The organism is uncultured Finegoldia sp., assembly GCF_947252345.1.
Taxonomy (GTDB): domain Bacteria; phylum Bacillota; class Clostridia; order Tissierellales; family Peptoniphilaceae; genus Finegoldia.
In genome coordinates this window covers 24,402-40,320 of record NZ_CAMXVC010000018.1, presented here as the reverse complement: position 1 = coordinate 40,320, position 15,919 = coordinate 24,402, and the positions used below count along the sequence as shown (strand labels likewise).

The following is a 15,919-nucleotide window of genomic DNA, read 5'->3' as shown; positions in this document are numbered from 1 at the left end:
CATATATACACTCCCACCAATTATAAAACGCGATATCGCAAAAGGTAGGATTGTAGTTCTATATGTCAAATGTTTTCATATTTTTCAATACTTATAAAATCTTTACATTTGACTACATAAATATATTATATCAAAACCAAAGTTGTATGCAATTTTTTCTGTAAATTAGCCATCCACGTATAATATTCCAATTGTAAATGGATAACAAGTCTTTTTCTTAGAGTATTTAATCTGGAAAACACTTCTATTTTCATTAAATTCCTTTGAATTAGTCTTGAAGCTTTCTATTACATTTTTATTGTAACATACCCCATTAATTTCCAAAGATTTCATATTTAAAATTAAAAAACTTTACATTAAATTAACATTGCTATCGCATTAATTTTACAAGCTCTTGATAATATTAAGATGATAAAAATATAGGAAGGATTTAAAATGAAAAAGAAATATTTATCTGAATCAATAATGAAATACGTGTTTTTAGTTTCAGCACTGACTTCAATCTTTGCGATAATCTTAATATGTTTTTTTATTTTTGGTGAATCGATTCCTTTTATAAAAAAAGTTGGCTTGACTAATTTTATATTTGGTAAGGATTGGGCTCCTGTAGATGTGCCAGCACAATTTGGTATACTCCCAATGATTATCGGAAGTATCTATGTGACTATTGGATCAATTATTGTAGGTGTGCCTATTGGAATTTTTACAGCAATTTATCTTGCTAAGTTCTGTCCTAAAAAATTATACAATTTTTTGAGACCTTGTATTGATTTAATGGCTGGTATTCCATCTATAGTTTACGGTTTTTTTGCTTTGGTAGTTATTGTTCCTTTTATTAGAAAAGTTTTTGGAGGAACTGGTATGAACATAGTGACGGCTTCCATTCTTCTGGGAATTATGATTTTACCTACTATAATCACTTTATCTGAAAGTGCAATAAATACCGTCGTAGATTCTTATTATGAAGGTAGTGTCGCGCTTGGTGCTAGTCACGAATTAGCAGTAATGGGAGTTGTGGTTCCTGCTGCAAAATCCGGAATATTATCATCAGTTATACTTGGAATTGGACGTGCTATCGGTGAAACAATGGCGGTATACTTAGTCGCCGGAAATCAACCAGTCATTGCCAAAAGTATTTTCGATGGAACTCGCACTTTGACTACCAACATCGTGTTGGATATGGCTTATGCGTCTGGCACACACAGAGATGCTTTAATTGCAACCGCGATGGTGTTATTCGTATTTATACTTTTAATAAATCTCGCGTTTAATTTGATTAAAAGAGGTGTGAATAATGGAAAATAATTCTATCTCTTCAAATGATTTGAGAAATTTGAGAAAAAACAAAAACAAAAGTAAAATCATCAAAGCTTTTATTTTTTTGATGGCCTTCATAACTTTGGCTGTATTGTTTTATTTAATTATTTATATGGTGGTTAATGGTATTCCCCATTTGAAACTTAGTATGTTTTCAGAAGACTACACTTCAAAGAACGTGTCAATGATGCCTTCTATAAAAACTACCATAATTCTAGTTTTATTGACTTTATTGATTGCAAGCCCTATCGGGATATTTACAGCAATTTATTTGTCTGAATATTCAAAGAAAAATTCAAAAGTTGTGACTCTTATCAGACTTGCAACAGAAACTTTATCTGGTATTCCATCAATTGTTTATGGTTTGTTCGGTATGTTGTTGTTCGTAATGAGATTGAAATTCAGGTATTCTTTAATCTCAGGTGTTCTTACGATGTTCATAATGGTACTTCCTTTAATAATAAGAGCAAGTGAGCAGGCTTTATTGTCCATCGATGATGAATTGAGAGCGGGAAGTTATGCACTGGGAGCTGGAAAGTTGTATACTATAAGAAAGGTATTACTTCCTGTCGCAATGCCTGGAATTATGGCAGGTATTATCCTTTCAATAGGAAGAGTTGTAGGAGAAACTGCTGCGTTGATGTTTACACTGGGAACAGACCCTCGTGTGCCAACGAGCTTATTTGAATCTGGAAGAAGCTTGGCATTACACATGTATGTGTTGTCTTCTGAGGGATTCCACGTAGAAGAATCTTATGCAACGGGCGTCGTATTGGTGATTTTAGTTTTAATAATAAATATAGTTTCCAATTTAATCGGAAAAAAATTGACGAAAGGAAGTAAATAATGTCTAAGATAAGTGTAAAGAATGTTGATTTATACTATGATGATTTTCAAGCTTTAAAAAAAATCAACATAGAAATGAAATCCAATGAGATTACTGCTTTTATCGGGCCTTCTGGTTGTGGTAAATCCACAATGCTCAAATGCCTAAATAGAATGAATGATTTGATTGACGGATGTCGGGTTGAAGGTTTAATAACTTTAGATGGCAAAGACATTTACAATAAAAATTACGATGTAAATTTGTTGAGAAAAAGAGTTGGGATGGTTTTTCAAAAGCCTAATCCATTCCCTATGTCCATTTACGATAATATTGCTTATGGGCCAAGATTACACGGGGAAAAAAATAAAGCAAAGTTAGATGAAATCGTAGAAAAATCTTTGAAGGGTGCAGCTATTTGGGATGAAGTAAAAGATAACTTGAAAAAGAATGCGCTTTCTATTTCTGGTGGTCAGCAGCAGAGAATTTGTATTGCGAGAGCCTTGGCTGTAGAGCCTGAAGTGTTACTAATGGATGAACCGACTTCAGCTCTTGACCCTATCTCGACAAACAAAATCGAAGATTTGTGCCAAGATTTGAAATCAAAATACACTATAATAATGGTAACTCACAATATGCAACAAGCTGCTCGTATTTCTGATAAGACGGCATTTTTCTTGACAGGTGAAGTTATAGAGTTTAATAATACTGATGTACTGTTCTCAAAACCTGAGGATAAAAGAACAGAAGATTATATTACTGGTAGATTCGGCTAAAAAGAGGTGGTATTATGAGAAAATATTTTTCGTATCAATTAGAAGAATTAAAACATAATTTAATTTTTCTTGGAGCAAATGTCGAAAGACAAATAGAACAAAGCACTTACGCTTTGGAAACTCAAGATTTGGAAATAGCACAAAAAGTTTACGATTCTCAAGAAACAATTTATGAAATGTCAAAGGAAGTCGAAGATACTTGTTTGAGACTTCTCACTACGCAATCTCCTGTTGCAAAAGACCTGAGATTTATTTCGTCAGCGCTTAGAATCCTTTCTTGTATGAGTAAAATTGGAAACCATGCACAAGAGATTTCGGAGCTTGTTATGCTAATTGGAAAAACAGAGCTCCCAAAAGATTTAACAATGATAAGAGCAATGGGCAAATGTGCACAAAAAATGCTCGTTGAAAGTATTAACGCTTTTACCGATGATGATATCGAATTGGCAAATTCTGTAATCAAAAAAGACGATGAGGTTGATGAATTTTTCAATAAATTTATGGAAGAATCCATTGGATTAATTAAATCTGGTTGTGAAAATCCTGAACAGATTATAGATTTAATTCAAGTTGCAAAATACATCGAACGAATCGGAGATAATGCAGAAAGAATTGCAACTTGGGTGATTTTTTCTGTTACTGGCGAAAGATACGAGGAAAATACGCAATGATTTGCTGTGTAGAAGATGACAAAAGCATAAGAGAACTGATTATCTATGCGCTTAATAATGAGGGCTACGATGCGATGGGATTTGGAGATTACGGAGAGTTCAAATCCACTCTGTATTCTTCTAGTATAGATTTAATTATCTTGGATATTATGCTTCCAGGAAAAAGCGGACTGGAAATTTTAAAAGAAATCAGAAATAATGAAAAGACCAAAGGCATCCCTGTAATGATGCTCACTGCAAAGACTACGGAGTACGACAAAATTGTGGGACTTGACAGCGGCGCCGATGATTATATGATTAAACCGTTTAGCATTATGGAACTTTTAGCGCGTGTAAGAGCATTACTTAGAAGAGCGTCCCTCAGCAAAACAAAATCCAAAATCATATACAAAAACATTGAATTGGATTATGAAAAGAGAACCGTCAATGTTGACGGAGAAATTATCGAATTGACCTATAAAGAATTTGAATTATTGTACTATCTCCTATCTAACATCGGAAAAGTTTTGACAAGAGAAAATATAATGACCAAAATTTGGGGATTCGATTTTGAAGGAGAATCCCGTACAGTAGATGTTCACATAGCTACTTTGAGGCAAAAACTCAAAACTGCTTCTAGTATAATCAAAACTATTAGAAATTTGGGATATAAAGCTGGTGAGTGATGAAAAGAAAAATTTACACTAGAATTTCTCTGGTAATCATTCTAGCTTTGACTGTTGGATTGGGTTTACAGACGTTTGTATTTTACAATTACAACAAATCTAAAGAGGAAACTACCCTACTTCGACAAGTACAATATTTAGATTCCATCAGTGATAATAGTCGCGTCAATACCATTACCAATGTCAAGAAATTCAAAATAATTAACCCTGCAAATCGCTTTACACTTATAGATAAGAGTGGAAATGTAGTCTATGACACGGACACAAATGTAGATTCTTTGGATAATCACAATAACAGAGATGAAGTCAAAGATGCCCGAGAATCTAAAATAGGTTCAGCAACTCGAAAGTCTGGTAGTTTTGGCAAAAATATGTATTACGTAGCTGTTCTTCAGGGAAATTCTGATGTTCTTAGAGTAAGTTGTGAATCGGCAAGTTTTTTTAAGACTATATTAGATTTATTGCCCTATACACTTTTAATTTTAGCATTGTCATTAATATTATTGGTCGATATCAACAGAAGACAAATTAGACGGATTTTAGAGCCTATTGAAACAATTGCAAGTGAATTAGATGATAACATAGTCAATGACAGAGAATCAAAATTATTAGAAAAGCCTGTTTACGATGAACTCATACCATTTATCAACATTATAAGGCACAAAAACGATACTATAAAAAAATATGTAGATGAATTAGAAGAAAGGTCTACTACTATTAAAACCATAACAGATAATATGAGAGAAGGACTTATATTGTTGGATGAAAATATGAATGTCCTTTCCGTGAATAACTCTGCTGAGTTTTTGTTCGGAGCAACTCATTCAAAATGTAAAGGTAGGCCGTTTATTTCACTAAACAGGGATTTGAAAATTCATTCTGCTATTAAGGATGTAATCTCAACTAAAACTGCTCGTCATATCAATATCGAAATGCAGGGAATTTTAATCTCTATGTATATTGCACCAGTACTAGATGATGATAAAATCAATGGCGTCTTGTTGTTTTTGGTAGATGAAAGCGATAAGATTAAAGCCGAAAAAAGAAGAAGAGAATTTTCAGCAAATGTTAGTCACGAATTAAAATCTCCACTGACTTCAATAAATGGATATGCTGAAATGATTGAAAACAATATGGTTAGTCCTGAAAATGTATCCAAATTTGCAGCAATTATTCACCAAGAAGGACTTAGACTATTGGAATTAATCGATAATATCATCAAGCTGTCGAGGTTAGATGAATCTGGCGATAATATTGAAAAAACTCTGTTCAACCCCGAAAAAATAATTGATGAAATCATTAAGTCAAATCAAAACAAATTGGATGGCAAACAAATTGAATTTATTGCCGATTTGCAGAAAAATTGTTTAATCTACGGTAACGAAAATCTAATCAAAGAAATGATTGAAAACTTAGTTACAAATGCCATCAAATACAATAAAATTTTCGGTAAAATCAAGATTTCGATATTCAAGGATAACGATAAAACAAAAATAATTTGCGAGGATACAGGAATTGGCATAGCAGAAAAATACCAAACGAGAGTTTTCGAAAGATTCTTTGTTGTCGACAAATCACGTTCTTCACAAGAATCCACTGGACTTGGCCTTTCAATAATTAAACACATCGTAGATATTCATAATGGCACCATAGAACTCAAATCTAAATTAGATGTGGGCGCAAAAATCACAATAACAATTTAAATACGACAACCAAGTTGTCGTATTTTTTTCGTGTAAATGATATAATAAAAGTGTTGATTTTTTTATAAATGAATTTTAAAATTGTGCTTTTTAGAAAGGAGTATACAAATGCAAAAAATTGCTATTCTAACTGACACTACATCAGATATAGACCAATCAATAATAAAAGAATACAATATTGTAGAGGTTCCTCTGCAAATCATATACAATTCAGAAAACGCCTATAAAGATAAGTTTGAGAAAACATTAGAAGATATCATCAATGATATCGATGATTACACTATCAAAACATCACTTCCATTGGCAAATGATTTAATCAGTTCAATTGATGAACTTATTTCTAAAGGATACACTCATATTATCGCATCATGTATGAGCAGCGGAATAAGTGGAACTTTCAATCTTTTTGAACAAATTTTGAATACATACAAAGATAAAATTACTCCATATGTGATTGACAGCAAATCATGCTCTATGGGAATGGGATTTTTGTTAACAAAAGCTTGTCAAATGATTAAAAACGGAAACAATTTCGAAGATATTGTAAAAAATTTGGAATTATACAAAACCAAACAAGATTTGTTTTTTACTGTGGATAATTTGGATTATCTGTACAAAGGAGGACGAATTACTCGTTCTACAAAATTTGTAGGCAATCTTTTGAACATCAAGCCGATTATAACTTGTGACAAAGATACTGGAAAGCTTGATGTTATTGAAAATGTAAGAGGAACTAAAAAAGTTAACGTTGAAATAGCCAACAAAATAAAAAAATTTGCAGAAAACAAGCAAATCGATAAAATATATATAATGCACTCTAACGTAGAAGAAAAAGCTAATGAGCTTGAACAAGTCATACTTGAAACTCTAGGCGATGTTGCAATTTACAAAAGACCTATCTCTAGTCTTTTTGTAATTCACACTGGCCATAGCATTTATGGTGCAGTTGTCACATTAAAATAAGAAAGGTTAAAATAACCTTTCTTTTTTGTTTCTCTCGTTTGCAAAACCATTTTAATTGTTCGAAAAAAAGATTAAATAAAATATAAAAAACTGGTCAAAATAAATTGACCAGTTTATAAATTAATCTATCCAACCGTAAGCTTTCATCAAAACTTCAACCGGTTTTCTTCCTTCATGACCATTGATTAATGGTTGTGTGTCCGTGTTTATTGCGTGAATAAAATCTTTGTATAAAGGAGTGTGTCCGTTTCCGTAAACATTGTCTATTGATTTATTGTTTTCCAATTCAGAAGTTTCAGATTCATCTTCAAACAACCAAGTTTTTATTTCGTTAACAGCAAGACCTCCTATTACAGCAGTTCCTGTTGAACCAAAAACAGAAATAGTTTCTTCTAAATTTTTAGGATAAACGTCAGCGCTTCCTTCTAACAAACCAATTCTTCCTGATTTGAATCTCATCAAAACCACGCCATAATCTTCCATTTCTATGTTTCTAAGGAAGGTTTCTGTTTCAGCTTTTACACTTACCAATTCATCATCCATCATCCAGAGCAACAAATCAAGAGCGTGTATACATTGATTCATCAAAGTACCACCATCTAGTGCTTTCGTTCCTCTCCAAGGAGCTAAATTGTAGTAGTTTTGATTTCTGTTCCACAAAACTCTAGCAGTTATATTTGTCATTTTTCCAAATTTATCAGCATCAATTGCTTTTTTTAATTTTTGAATTGGTGGATTAAATCTGTTTTGATGACAAACTCCAACCTTTAATCCATTTTCATCGGCAATTTTATTTATTTCGTCGATTTCTTCCAAGCTCATAGCCATTGGTTTTTCAATCAAAACGTGTTTTGATTTGTTCAAACAATCAATTGCAATTTTGCCGTGGTATCCACTTTCGGTAGATATAGCACACATATCAATGTCTACTTCATCTAGCATTTTTTTGTAATCTGTGTAGACTTTTACATCCCTATCTGGAAATCTTTCCAAATATTCGTTCTTTTTTTCAATAGCTCTTTCTTCTATAACATCACAAACAGCTACTAATTCTATTTCTGAATCATTGTTTGCTATTCCTTCAACATGCTTGTAGGAAATTCTTCCACATCCAATGATTGCACCTTTAATTTTTTGCATATTACCTCTTATAATAATTCTATCTTTTCTCTGTTGTTTTTAACGTCTCTTGTGGCAAATTTTGTATCAAATACGTATGGAGCATTATCAACAACCATTTGATAGTCAACATTTGTGTGGTCTGCAGTTATTACTACTAAATCATATCCTTTGATAACTTCTGGATTTATTTCTTTTAGTGAATAAGTCTTAGAACCATCTGGATTGAAGTATGAAGGGTTAAATCCATCATAGTAATCTAAAATTGCTCCTTCTTCTTTAAACTTATCCATTATTACAAATGCTGGAGAGTCTCTCAAATCGTCAATATCTTTTTTGTAAGCAATACCTAAAATCAAAACTTTTGAACCATTTAGTGGTTTCTTAAATTCTCTTGACAATATCTTCATTGACCTGTCAACTACCCATTCAGGCATACTGTCATTGACAGTACCACTTGCTTCTATTATTGGCATATGAACATCGTATTCTCTTGCTTTCCAAGTCAAATAGAATGGGTCCAATGGAATACAGTGTCCACCTACACCAGGACCTGGATAAAATGCTTGGTATCCATAAGGTTTTGTCTTAGCAGCGTCAACTACTTCCCACATATTTATTCCCATTTTATTTGCCAATTTTGCAAATTCATTTACCAATCCTATATTTACATTTCTATAAGTATTTTCAAGAATTTTTTCCATTTCAGCAACTTTTGGTGAAGATACTGTCATAACTTCTCCTTCTAATACTTTTCTGTACAAAGCTGCTGCGACTTCTGTAGATTCTTTTCCGATACCACCTACAACTTTAGGAGTATTTTTTGTTTTGTAGTATTTGTTACCTGGGTCAACCCTTTCAGGAGAAAATGCCAAGTAGAAATCTTCTTCACATTTTAATCCTGAGCCTTCTTCCAATATTGGCTTCATCAATTCTTCTGTTGTTCCTGGATAAGTAGTGGATTCCAATACAACAATTGTTCCTTTTTTCAAATGTTTAGAAATATCAGTTGTAGATGTTTTAACATAAGAAATGTCAGGTTGTTGATAAATATCCAATGGTGTTGGAACTGCAATTGCTATGAAATCGCAACTAGCTACAGATTTGAAATCACTTGTCGCTCTCAATCTTCCTGATTTAACAATTTCTTTTAATTCATTGTCTACGACATCGCCGATATAATTTACGCCGTCATTAACCATTTGAACTTTTTCTGGTTGAACGTCAAATCCGATTACAGTGTATCCTGCTTTTGCTTTTTCAACAGCTAATGGCAATCCAACATATCCTAGACCAACAACCCCTACAACTAGAGATTTGTCATCAATTTTTCTTAATAATTCTTCTTTTAAATTACTCATTTGATACCTCACTTAATTTATAATCTTCTAAAAAATACTTCTTGTTACATTTTTCGCACGTATACTCTGTAAGAGAATTTCGTTTCAACATTTCTCCACATTCGCATGCAAATCCATGATGTCTTGCAGGATTTCCAACAACAACTTCATAATTTCCTACATCTTTCGTTACCACTGCTCCTGCTCCAATTATAGCATATTCGCCTATTGTGTTACCACAAACTATTGTCGCATTCGCCCCTATAGATGCACCTTTTTTAATAAGCGTGTGTCTATACTCATCCTTCTTTTCGATAAATGCTCTCGGATTAATAACATTAGTAAAAACGCAGGAAGGTCCAAGGAAAACTCCATCTTCACATTCAACGCCTGTGTATACACTTACGTTATTTTGAACTTTGCATTTATTTCCAAGTTTGACTCCTGGAGAAATTACAACATTCTGACCAATATTACAATTTTCTCCGATAGTACAACCTGACATTATATGACTAAAATGCCAAATTTTTGTACCATCACCAATCTTTGTCTCCTCATCTATATAACAAGATTCATGAGCAAAAAAGTCCATTAAATTATCTCCTTTACAGAATTAATAATATATTCTCTTTCTTCATCGTTCATTTCAGGGAACAATGGGATTGCAAATGTTCTTTCAGAAAGATATTCCGCATTTGGAAAATCTCCTTTTTTATATCCTAAATCACTAAAAGCTTTTTGCAAATGCATTGGCACTTTGTAATAAGTTCCAGTTGCGATATTTTTTTCTTTTAATTTTTGTTCAATTTCTTCTCTGTTATCTGATTGCAAAATGAACAAATGGAATACATGTTTTCCGCCTTCTGTTTCTACAGGTGTAACTAACGAACTATCTTTAAAAGCTTCAATGTATTTATGTGAAATACATCTTCTGTTTTCAGTGTATTCATCCAAATGTTTTAATTTTATTCTCAAAATAGCAGCTTGGATTTCGTCCAATCTTGAGTTGTGGCCAATCAAATAATTGTAGTATTTCAAAGGATTGTAAACAGTGTTGTCACCAGAATTTTGTTCCACAACTTCTACTTCTTCATTGTTCAAAATAGAATAAGCTTTCATTCCATTTTCGCCACTTCCGTGAACTTTCAACGCTCTGATTATCGTGTTCAAATCATCGTCGTTTGTTGTAATCATTCCACCATCACCAAAGCATCCCAAATTTTTTGTTGGGAAAAATGAGAAACAAGCTACATCGCCTAAGTTTCCAACTTTTTTGCCTTTGTATTCTGAGTTAATGGCCTGTGCAGCATCTTCTACAACGAAAAGGTTGTGTTTTTTTGCTATTTCATTGATTTTATCCATTTTGCATGGATTTCCAAATAAATGCACGCAAATAATCGCCTTTGTCTTATCTGTGATTTTATCTTCTATTTGATTTGGGTCAATATCGTAAGTATCTAGTTCGACATCACAAAAAACAGGCGTCGCTCCTACAAATCTTATTGCTTCAGCTGTGGCAAAGAAAGTATAATCTGTTGTAATAACCTCGTCACCTTCTTTAATACCAAGTGCTTTCAAAGCTATAACCAACGCATCTGTTCCATTTCCAACAGTAATTGCATGCTTTACTCCAATTTTGTCTGCAATTTCTTTTTCAAATTGCTTTACATTTTCACCCATTATATATTGTGCATTCTTAAAACATTCCAGTACACTTTTATTGATTTCATCTTCAATATTTTTGTACTGTCTTTTTAAATTTAATAATGGTATATTCATTAAAAGCCCCCATTTAATTTTTATTTTGATTGACTAATATTTTATAAAATCTTCAACGTTTGAAGAATTATTTTTATATCGTTTAATAAATTTATATTTTCAATGTATTCTCTATTTAACTCTATCTTGCTAGGCATAATTTCTTCAACATAAGTTTGTTCTGGGTTGTCGGATTTATCCAAAATCTCCGATTCATCTCTGTACTTTATGCTTGCCAAATCAGTTATTCCCGGTCTTATTTTTAGGATATCTTTATCTGATTCACTGTACAAATTCACGTATTTTCTGACTTCAGGTCTTGGTCCGACAAAACTCATATCTCCAACAAGAACATTGAATAATTGTGGAAATTCATCTAACTTTGTTTTGCGCAAAAATTTGCCCACCTTGGTAATTCTAGGGTCATCTCCGACTGTTATAGCCATACCTAATTTCGGTGCATCTACAACCATTGTTCGAAATTTTAGAATTGTAAAATCTTCGCTGTTTTTCTTCACTCTTTTTTGTCTGAAAAAAACAGGTCCTTTAGAGTCTAACTTTATCGCGATGGAAATTACAATCATCGGAATAGCCATAACTAATATTCCAAACAAAGATGCGAAAATGTCAAACAATCTTTTGATGAAAAGATTAAATTTGCTCTTTTTAAGGATTTCATCTACTCGATTTTTCATTTTATTTACCATCTACGAGACTTTTGTATGTGTCTATAACGTAGTTCACATCTTCATTCGACAACAATGTGTGAAGTGGAAGTGTTATTTCATTCTTGTATTGTTCAAAAGTGTTAGGATAGTCTTTTATGTCAAATCCTAGTTTCTTGTATCCTGTCATCATAGCAATTGGCTTGTAGTGAACATTTGTAGCTATTCCTTTTTCTGCCATTTTTACTATAATTTCATTTCGAACTTTCTCATCTATTCCTTCTACTCTCGTCAAATACAAGTGACCGTTGCTTGTGTAATTGTCCCCAAAATGATTTAAGTAGCTGATTTTTGTATTGTCAAACGCATCATTGTACATTTTGATTATTTCTTTTCGTCTCGCCAACAAATCATCGTATCTGTCGAGTTGTGCAAGTCCTATTGCCGCCAAAATATCTGGCATATTGTATTTGTAATAAAGTCCTTTAATGTCGTATTCCCAAGCGCCTAATTTTGTCTTAGCTAGTGCATCTTTGTTTTGTCCATGTAAAGATAATAGTTGCAAATCCGTGTAGATTTGTTCAACATCGCCGATATTAACCGCAAGCATTCCACCTTCAGCAGTAGTGAAGTTTTTAACTGCGTGGAATGAGAACGAAGCGATATCTTGGAATGAACCTATTTTCTTTCCCTTATATGTTGAACCCAATGCGTGTGCACTATCAGAAATCAAAGCCACTCTTCCAAGTTGTTCTTGGATTTCATTTGATGGTCTAAAAACAGATTTTTTCGCATCTATTATTTCGTATATCTTGTCATAATCCACAGGAACTCCTGCAATATCAACTGGAATGATAGCCTTAGTGTTTTCATTTATTGAATCATATAGCTTATCATAATCCATAAAATAAGTATCTTTTACGACATCTACTAATTTAATTGTAGCATTTAGATGGTCTATCACTGAACAACTTGCAGTATAAGTGTAAGCAGAGGTAATACATTCATCTTGTTTTCCATCGACTCCCAAAATTCTCAATGCGCATTCTAGTGCTGCAGTTGCAGAGTTAAAACAACACGTTTTTTTTGATTGTGTATATTCTTGTAATTTTTTTTCTAATAACTTTGTTTTCGGTCCAGTTGTAATCCAACCAGATTTTAATGCATCTACCACCTCTTCTATTTCTCTATCGGAAATATCTGGTGGCGAAAATAAAATATTCATAAACAACTCTCCTTATTTCACTAGATATATATTATACCACTAAACGGCAAATTTTTAGCTATTTTTATATAAAAATTTGAAATTTTGTAAGATTTTATAATATGATTTAAAATCATTTTTTATCAAAATTAATTATTTTTCAATTCATAATCAAATTAAAATAGTGATATAATAAATACAGGTGATATTATGAAAAATGAAGTCTTAATGAAAAAAGGATTAAAAGTAACAAAAGCAAGAAAATTAATAGTCTCTATTTTAGAAAATTGCGATGAACCTATTTCTGCGGAAAGTCTGTATGAAATTTTTAAGGAAAAGCAAGATTCAAACTTATCTACAATTTATCGAAATTTGAGAATTTTAAAGGAAAAATCCATTGTTGAAATTATTTGCGAAATAGATGGAATATCTTATTACATACTCAAAGACAAAAAACACAAACACAGTATCATATGCAAAAATTGCGGCAAAATCATCCCAATTGACCATTGTCCTGTAGAAAAAATAGAACAGGATTTAGAACAAAAAACTGGTTTTAAAATAGATTCTCATCAACTTGAGTTTCGTGGACTTTGCCCAGATTGTCAGAAAAAGAAAAAATAAGGCACATATTACAATTTAATTTAAACCTATAAACTTTTTTTATGGTTGGTTTAATATAAATTTATAATTTGTGCCTTCATCTCTAATTTTTATTGTTTTTTACTTGTAATATCTGTGACATAATTGAAATGGCGATTTCTTCTACAGAACCATCGTCAATATCCAATCCAACTGGAACTTTAATATCTTCAACTAAGTTTTTATCCACGTTTCTGTCCAGCAAATTTTGTTTTAATTTCGCTGCCTTCTTTTTAGAGCCTAACATTCCAAAATATCTATGGGTTTTGCTCAGAACGTTAAAGGCAACTTCTTCGTCGTGAATGTGGTCTCTAGTCGCTGAAATTATGTAAGTATCTGCATTGAATCTCAAATCTTTAATAGAATCTTTTATTTCTTTGTTGATATACTTTTTTATATTTGAAAAATCTTCGCAGCTTTCAAATTCTTTTCTGTCATCAACGACAAAAACGTCAAAATTTGTCAATGTTGCAATTCTCGCAAGTTTTTGTGAACAATGACCTGCCCCGAATATTATAAGATTTGGCTTGGGGAAAAAAATCTTGGCAAATCCGCTCGCCTTTCCACCGCAACTCATACTTACTTTTGAGTTTTCATTAAGTGAGTAATCAAATTCAAAATCAGTTTCTTTGTTTAAATTTTCGAAGGAATCTTGTATAAGTTGATACTCTATTGCTCCGCCTCCAACAGTCCCAAAAACTTTCCCATCTTCTCTCACTACCATAATGTTTCCTTGTTTTCCAGGAACTGAACCTTTGTTATCAAACAAAGTCACAAGCATACATTTGTATCCACTTTCAAGTGACTTGTATAATTCTAATAAAACTTCATTTTGCATTTACTTACCCCTACTTTCTAAGACCAAGATTGCTTCAAGAACAGCTCCACCTATTGCTCTAGCTTTATCTGAAATAGTGTAGCAATTATTGACTTCTTCAATTCTCGGGTCAATATCAATTATTTTAAGTCCTTTTTTTACATTAAAATTATCTCTTATCATTCCACGAATAACCCCATCAATCGCGGCAAGCACATTTTCATTTCCAACTTTGGCAATTACATCATCTTTCTTTACAATATCCGAAATATTTCTCACGTGCTGAAATTTGCCATCAAATTTTGAATAAATAACTCTTTCTGTTGTAAAACCATTAATGTCGCCTGGAACTTTGGTATTTTTAATAGCAAATCCTCTCTCGATTATTCTACCAAGATTATGCCCACGCATAGTCTCTATCACGATGTCACAATCAACACCTGCTTCAAATCCAGGTCCTAATCCAATTGTGATGTCTGCCATTTCTTTTTTTAATCCAGTATTTTTCTTCGCAAGTATGGCATCAATTACAACATCAAATTTCATTTGTTCAAGAATTTTAAGATATGGGTCAACTACAATTATCGGGTTGAATTTGTTCAATAAAATTTCGATGTCATCAAAATTTTCACACAAAACGCACTCAATGTCTTCCACTCTTTTTTTCTTATCATATACAGCTTCTGATAAACTGACATTTCTTCTTATACTACTTGGATTAGCGCTTTCGGTGATTACACATTTGAATCCACATCGAACTAATTTTTGAATTGTGCCAGTCGCAATATCTCCAGCTCCTCTAATCAAACAAATCTTGTCCATTTGTTATCCTTTCATAATCTTTTTCAGTGTCAATGTCGAAAAACTCTGATTTTTTTTCAGCCTCTATATATTGCACATATTTTCTGTTTTTTCTTATAACAACTGAGCCTTTTTCGTCATTATTGAGAGATAATAATTGTTCAAAAAATTTTTTATCAAAAATCACCGGATTTCCAACTGTATCAATGTATTTTAACTGATAAATTTTACCGATTTTGAAACTGTGAATCAATTTATTTACAGTTGAAGAAGTTAAAAATGGTTGGTCTGCGACAAAAAAACAAATAGCATCCATTTCTTGAAAGTACTTCACTGCCAATTTTATTGATTCGCTCTGTCCATTTTCATTTTTTGGATTATCGAGCGTTTTAATATTTTTTTTGCTGCAATAATCTTTGATGTATAGATTATTTGTTATAACAATGCTATCACAAAAATCGCACTCTGCTATCAAATCAACAGCATTTTCAAATATGAACTTATTTTTGTATTTAAGCATCAATTTGTCTTTTTGCATTCTTTTGGACAAACCGCTTGCCATTACAACGGCTGCTATTTTCAATTTAATCACCAAACATATTATACACTATTTATTTAATTGCAATCAAAAACCTCTCTACGTTTAATGTAGAGA

Annotated in this window: 18 protein-coding genes; 8 read left to right on the top strand and 10 right to left on the bottom strand. The window is 32.3% G+C overall.

Features of this window, described 5'->3' with window-relative positions; all coding sequences use genetic code 11:
* Window positions 1–165: 165 nt before the first annotated feature.
* Complete coding sequence (locus tag Q0X02_RS05035; RefSeq protein WP_297812482.1) at window positions 166–324, bottom strand: hypothetical protein; 159 nt, start codon at window positions 322–324, stop codon at window positions 166–168.
* A gap of 111 nt (window positions 325–435) precedes the next feature.
* Here Q0X02_RS05035 and pstC point away from each other — a divergent pair, with 111 nt between their 5' ends.
* The 7 genes from pstC to Q0X02_RS05000 all read left to right on the top strand — a co-directional run bounded on the left by pstC (window position 436) and on the right by Q0X02_RS05000 (window position 6,918).
* Window positions 436–1,305 carry a phosphate ABC transporter permease subunit PstC gene (gene pstC, locus Q0X02_RS05030; protein WP_297812479.1) on the top strand — a complete coding sequence of 290 codons (870 nt, stop codon included), beginning with the start codon at window positions 436–438 and terminating at the stop codon, window positions 1,303–1,305.
* The gene (gene pstA / locus Q0X02_RS05025) at window positions 1,295–2,164 is read left to right on the top strand and encodes a phosphate ABC transporter permease PstA (protein ID WP_297812477.1); all 870 of its coding nucleotides are present in this window, start codon (window positions 1,295–1,297) and stop codon (window positions 2,162–2,164) included. The genes pstC and pstA overlap by 11 nt, the downstream gene beginning before the upstream one ends.
* Window positions 2,164–2,916, top strand: coding sequence for a phosphate ABC transporter ATP-binding protein PstB (gene pstB / locus Q0X02_RS05020; protein WP_297812474.1), 753 nt, complete (start codon window positions 2,164–2,166; stop codon window positions 2,914–2,916). The genes pstA and pstB overlap by 1 nt, the downstream gene beginning before the upstream one ends.
* A gap of 14 nt (window positions 2,917–2,930) precedes the next feature.
* On the top strand, window positions 2,931–3,587 hold the full coding sequence (phoU, locus tag Q0X02_RS05015; protein WP_297812471.1) for a phosphate signaling complex protein PhoU: 657 nt from the start codon (window positions 2,931–2,933) through the stop codon (window positions 3,585–3,587).
* Window positions 3,584–4,252, top strand: coding sequence for a response regulator transcription factor (locus tag Q0X02_RS05010; RefSeq protein WP_297812468.1), 669 nt, complete (start codon window positions 3,584–3,586; stop codon window positions 4,250–4,252). Before phoU ends, Q0X02_RS05010 begins: the two co-directional genes overlap by 4 nt.
* The gene (locus Q0X02_RS05005) at window positions 4,252–5,955 is read left to right on the top strand and encodes a cell wall metabolism sensor histidine kinase WalK (protein WP_297812464.1); all 1,704 of its coding nucleotides are present in this window, start codon (window positions 4,252–4,254) and stop codon (window positions 5,953–5,955) included. The genes Q0X02_RS05010 and Q0X02_RS05005 overlap by 1 nt, the downstream gene beginning before the upstream one ends.
* Before the next feature lie 108 nt (window positions 5,956–6,063).
* On the top strand, window positions 6,064–6,918 hold the full coding sequence (locus Q0X02_RS05000) for a DegV family protein (protein ID WP_297812461.1): 855 nt from the start codon (window positions 6,064–6,066) through the stop codon (window positions 6,916–6,918).
* A gap of 120 nt (window positions 6,919–7,038) precedes the next feature.
* Here Q0X02_RS05000 and Q0X02_RS04995 read toward each other — a convergent pair whose 3' ends face one another.
* From Q0X02_RS04995 to Q0X02_RS04970, 6 genes are read right to left on the bottom strand one after another with little or no spacing between them, the layout of a single operon-like run.
* Window positions 7,039–8,058 carry a Gfo/Idh/MocA family protein gene (locus tag Q0X02_RS04995; RefSeq protein ID WP_297812458.1) on the bottom strand — a complete coding sequence of 340 codons (1,020 nt, stop codon included), beginning with the start codon at window positions 8,056–8,058 and terminating at the stop codon, window positions 7,039–7,041.
* An 8-nt stretch (window positions 8,059–8,066) separates the two neighbouring features.
* Complete coding sequence (locus Q0X02_RS04990; protein WP_297812455.1) at window positions 8,067–9,398, bottom strand: nucleotide sugar dehydrogenase; 1,332 nt, start codon at window positions 9,396–9,398, stop codon at window positions 8,067–8,069.
* On the bottom strand, window positions 9,391–9,969 hold the full coding sequence (locus Q0X02_RS04985) for an acyltransferase (protein WP_297812452.1): 579 nt from the start codon (window positions 9,967–9,969) through the stop codon (window positions 9,391–9,393). Before Q0X02_RS04985 ends, Q0X02_RS04990 begins: the two co-directional genes overlap by 8 nt.
* Window positions 9,969–11,156 (bottom strand): DegT/DnrJ/EryC1/StrS aminotransferase family protein, encoded by a 1,188-nt coding sequence (locus Q0X02_RS04980; RefSeq protein WP_297812449.1) that lies wholly within the window; start codon window positions 11,154–11,156, stop codon window positions 9,969–9,971. The genes Q0X02_RS04985 and Q0X02_RS04980 overlap by 1 nt, the downstream gene beginning before the upstream one ends.
* A gap of 41 nt (window positions 11,157–11,197) precedes the next feature.
* Complete coding sequence (locus Q0X02_RS04975; protein WP_297812446.1) at window positions 11,198–11,830, bottom strand: sugar transferase; 633 nt, start codon at window positions 11,828–11,830, stop codon at window positions 11,198–11,200.
* Between the two features lies 1 nt (window position 11,831).
* Entirely contained in the window at window positions 11,832–13,025 is a 1,194-nt protein-coding gene (locus tag Q0X02_RS04970; RefSeq protein WP_297812443.1) for a DegT/DnrJ/EryC1/StrS aminotransferase family protein, read from the bottom strand.
* Between the two features lie 189 nt (window positions 13,026–13,214).
* On the opposite strand from Q0X02_RS04970, the gene Q0X02_RS04965 reads away from it, so the two are divergent.
* A complete protein-coding gene (locus tag Q0X02_RS04965) occupies window positions 13,215–13,628 on the top strand; it encodes a Fur family transcriptional regulator (protein ID WP_297812440.1) in 414 nt (137 codons plus the stop codon).
* An 82-nt stretch (window positions 13,629–13,710) separates the two neighbouring features.
* Here Q0X02_RS04965 and Q0X02_RS04960 read toward each other — a convergent pair whose 3' ends face one another.
* The 3 genes from Q0X02_RS04960 to Q0X02_RS04950 are packed head-to-tail and all read right to left on the bottom strand — an operon-like array spanning window position 13,711 to window position 15,856.
* Window positions 13,711–14,484, bottom strand: coding sequence for an XdhC family protein (locus tag Q0X02_RS04960; RefSeq protein WP_297812437.1), 774 nt, complete (start codon window positions 14,482–14,484; stop codon window positions 13,711–13,713).
* Window positions 14,485–15,285 carry a selenium-dependent molybdenum cofactor biosynthesis protein YqeB gene (yqeB, locus tag Q0X02_RS04955; protein WP_297812434.1) on the bottom strand — a complete coding sequence of 267 codons (801 nt, stop codon included), beginning with the start codon at window positions 15,283–15,285 and terminating at the stop codon, window positions 14,485–14,487. It lies immediately after the preceding gene.
* Window positions 15,263–15,856 (bottom strand): NTP transferase domain-containing protein, encoded by a 594-nt coding sequence (locus Q0X02_RS04950; RefSeq protein WP_297812431.1) that lies wholly within the window; start codon window positions 15,854–15,856, stop codon window positions 15,263–15,265. Before Q0X02_RS04950 ends, yqeB begins: the two co-directional genes overlap by 23 nt.
* Between the last annotated feature and the right edge of the window lie 63 nt (window positions 15,857–15,919).

Bases quoted from the DNA above. Each gene is read 5' to 3' on its own strand.
- Q0X02_RS04985 (WP_297812452.1), bottom strand. From the start codon at position 9,969: ATGGACTTTTTTGCTCATGAATCTTGTTATATAGATGAGGAGACAAAG.
- Q0X02_RS04960 (WP_297812437.1), bottom strand. From the start codon at position 14,484: ATGCAAAATGAAGTTTTATTAGAATTATACAAGTCACTTGAAAGTGGA.
- Q0X02_RS04980 (WP_297812449.1), bottom strand. From the start codon at position 11,156: ATGAATATACCATTATTAAATTTAAAAAGACAGTACAAAAATATTGAA.
- Q0X02_RS04970 (WP_297812443.1), bottom strand. From the start codon at position 13,025: ATGAATATTTTATTTTCGCCACCAGATATTTCCGATAGAGAAATAGAA.
- pstC (WP_297812479.1), top strand. From the start codon at position 436: ATGAAAAAGAAATATTTATCTGAATCAATAATGAAATACGTGTTTTTA.
- Q0X02_RS04965 (WP_297812440.1), top strand. From the start codon at position 13,215: ATGAAAAATGAAGTCTTAATGAAAAAAGGATTAAAAGTAACAAAAGCA.
- Q0X02_RS04995 (WP_297812458.1), bottom strand. From the start codon at position 8,058: ATGCAAAAAATTAAAGGTGCAATCATTGGATGTGGAAGAATTTCCTAC.
- Q0X02_RS04975 (WP_297812446.1), bottom strand. From the start codon at position 11,830: ATGAAAAATCGAGTAGATGAAATCCTTAAAAAGAGCAAATTTAATCTT.
- Q0X02_RS04990 (WP_297812455.1), bottom strand. From the start codon at position 9,398: ATGAGTAATTTAAAAGAAGAATTATTAAGAAAAATTGATGACAAATCT.
- yqeB (WP_297812434.1), bottom strand. From the start codon at position 15,285: ATGGACAAGATTTGTTTGATTAGAGGAGCTGGAGATATTGCGACTGGC.
- pstA (WP_297812477.1), top strand. From the start codon at position 1,295: ATGGAAAATAATTCTATCTCTTCAAATGATTTGAGAAATTTGAGAAAA.
- Q0X02_RS05000 (WP_297812461.1), top strand. From the start codon at position 6,064: ATGCAAAAAATTGCTATTCTAACTGACACTACATCAGATATAGACCAA.
- pstB (WP_297812474.1), top strand. From the start codon at position 2,164: ATGTCTAAGATAAGTGTAAAGAATGTTGATTTATACTATGATGATTTT.
- Q0X02_RS05005 (WP_297812464.1), top strand. From the start codon at position 4,252: ATGAAAAGAAAAATTTACACTAGAATTTCTCTGGTAATCATTCTAGCT.
- Q0X02_RS05010 (WP_297812468.1), top strand. From the start codon at position 3,584: ATGATTTGCTGTGTAGAAGATGACAAAAGCATAAGAGAACTGATTATC.
- phoU (WP_297812471.1), top strand. From the start codon at position 2,931: ATGAGAAAATATTTTTCGTATCAATTAGAAGAATTAAAACATAATTTA.